Source organism: Archangium sp. (assembly GCF_036389735.1).
Classification (GTDB): Bacteria; Myxococcota; Myxococcia; order Myxococcales; family Myxococcaceae; genus Archangium.
On the sequence record NZ_DASVWK010000351.1, the window covers coordinates 1 to 2,543 of the forward strand.

The 2,543-nt window shown below is 65.2% G+C and carries 2 protein-coding genes and 1 pseudogene; 1 reads left to right on the forward strand and 2 read right to left on the reverse strand.

Annotated features, from left to right (window positions below; all coding sequences use genetic code 11):
* Positions 1 to 230: pseudogene (locus VF794_RS12330) on the reverse strand (hypothetical protein); the annotation flags it as partial.
* Positions 231 to 252: 22 nt separating this feature from the next.
* On the reverse strand, positions 253 to 726 hold the full coding sequence (locus VF794_RS12335; RefSeq protein WP_331109961.1) for a hypothetical protein: 474 nt from the start codon (positions 724 to 726) through the stop codon (positions 253 to 255).
* Positions 727 to 1,186: 460 nt separating this feature from the next.
* Here VF794_RS12335 and VF794_RS12340 point away from each other — a divergent pair, with 460 nt between their 5' ends.
* Complete coding sequence (locus VF794_RS12340; protein ID WP_331109963.1) at positions 1,187 to 2,329, forward strand: serine/threonine protein kinase; 1,143 nt, start codon at positions 1,187 to 1,189, stop codon at positions 2,327 to 2,329.
* Positions 2,330 to 2,543: the final 214 nt, after the last annotated feature.

Below are 2,543 nucleotides of genomic sequence, written 5' to 3' on the forward strand. Positions count from 1 at the left end.
TCGCGTGTCGCGAACTCATGAGCAATCTCGATCTTGGGTAATGAGGGATCGAAACAACGCTTGTAGAATTCATTGAAGTCATCCTGCTTTCTGCTGCTGTAGATGTAGTACAACGCAATTTGTGCGAGTTCGGTTGCATCCCTCTCCTTCGAACCCTCCGCATACTCCTTGACCACAGAACTCAGAACGCCAAGCATGTCTTCCAAGTCATAATCAAGCATGTAAGCCATTTTGTCACCAGTCCGTATCGACTCACAGCGGGGCCAGAATCAGCGCGCCACCCGCAGCGATGGCAACGACGTAAGGGGCGGCAATCACGCCCGCCACGACGACAACGGTTCCAACCGCCACCTCGGTCTTGTGCGCCCTGAGCCAATCGAGTGCGGCATCCATGGTGGGGAAATGAATCTCCTTCTTCTGTGACTCCTGCCGTTCGCGTTCCTCCAGTTCCTTGACGCACTTGTTGAATTCTTCCTGGCAAAGCGTAGTGCAGTATTCATGGTGCCTGCCCTTGCCCTTTGGAATGGTGTCAATCTTGGGCTTCCGTCTCCAGCACTTCGTGAAACACTGCTTCTCCATTTCATTGCAATAGGCTTCAGCGCCAGAGCCACCCGTTCCGCGCTCGACGTTGGAGCCCACCCCGTTCGCGTCCTCGGAAATGACGTAGACCTTCCGCTCTGGCGGTTGCGTGTGGGCGCATCCAACACTGGCCGTCGCCAGCGCCACCAGGAGCGCCAGCGCTCTCGTTGAAAACCCTGGGTTCATCGTGCTCGCCTCGCTTCCCAGGGCACGCTACCAGGGACACCGCGCCGCCCGAGGGACGCGCGCGGCCCCCGGACAGTCACCGTCCGAGGAGTGACAATCCCCTGAAGGCCACCCCGCTCCCGCGCGGCGGGACACGCCGGTGCATTTCACTTCTACTCGAGTAGAACCGGAATGCGCCCGGCCCCCGCCCCGTGAGCGAGCGGATGTAAAGCCGCTTGACGGAAAAAGGGCCCGGAGGGAAATCCGCGCGACCCGTGGAGTCGTTCCCCTGGCCCGCCCGGGTGCGTAGGGTTTCGTTCGCAGCCGCCCCCGGGCCAATGCCATACGTGCCTGACTTTTCCCGGTGATGCTGGAGGAACGCCATGTCGAGCCCATTGAGTCTGTCTTCACGCCCCCCTGTCCATGGGCTTGGAGCACCCTCGTGAGGCGCAAGCCACCCCAGGCCTCGCCGTCCACCCTCAAGGCCGGAGCAACCCTCCGGGTGGAGGACGTCTCCTACACGGTGCGGCGTGTGCTCCAGCGCCCGCTGCCAGGGGAAGCCACTCCAGGCGAGACGCTCCTGCTGGCGCGGAGTCCTTCCGGCCAGCAGGCGCCCCGAGAAACACTCATCCGGTGTCTGGAGGGAGCCGAGGACACACCGGCCCGTCAGCGCGCGTGGGATGGTGCCAGACTCGCCCAACGCCTGGAGCACCCGCACATCGGCAAGGTCTGGCAGGTCCACGCCGAGCCGGCGGTCCTCTACATCGTGTCGGAGTACGTGGCCGGCTTCGACCTGGAGACGGTGGTCGACTATTGCGCCATGCTGAAACGCGCGCTCCAGCCCGCCTTCGCCTGTTTCATCGGGGCGGCCGTGGCGAACGCATTGGACTACGCCCATGGCCTCCGGGATGACAGGGGAAAGCCGCTCGGCATCGTCCACCGGGGCATCAACCTCGCCAACATCCGGCTGGGCACGAGGGGCGAGGTGAAGCTGACGGGCTTCGACGGCATGTTCTCCCTGGACCCGGAGCGGCGGATGACGACCACCAACACCCTCCGGGGAGACCTGGCATACGCCTCCCCCGAGTACGTGGGCCATGGCCAGAGAGACCGCCGGCTCGACTTCTTCTCGCTGGGGCTGCTGCTGTTGGAATTGCTGGCGGGGAGCCATCCTCTGGACGACCCGTATGAGCTCGTCTCGACACCTTCCACCCCGCTGGCTGGCGACCCGCGCCTCCGGGCCGAGCAGCCCTCCTGGCTGCCCCTCGACGTCCTGGCGCAGAGGCTCGAGGATTTCAGTCCAGAGCAGGTGGAACTGGCGGCGCTGGGACAGCCGGAGCCAGTGGTCTCCCTCCTCAAGCGCGCCCTCGAGCGAAACCCCGAGAAGCGCTACCAGCGGGGCGCGGAGATGCGCGAGGAGTTGCTCGCCTATCTCGACAGCCTGCCCGTGCCGTACAGCCCGCAGGGGGCCGTGGAAGAGGTCCAACAACTTCACGAGCAGGCCCGAGGCGCCGCGCGTGGAGCCTGCCCCGTGCAGTGCGATGGGCCTCCCAGGCGCGGAAGCGGGCCAGTGGCTTCCGGGTAGCGCTCGCGAACTCAGCCTCCTCCATGGACTCCCGGACCTGCTCCAGCCAGGGCCCGCCCCCTGCCCTGCTATCCGGTCGTCCAACCCGGACCCGCATATAAAGGATGCGGTGGGTCCCCGCTGCGCTACCCTTCGGCGCGCCCACGATGGAATCCACCTCCCCCACCCTTCCCGAGACGCAGGACCGCCCCCCGCTCGTCGTCGAGCTGGACGG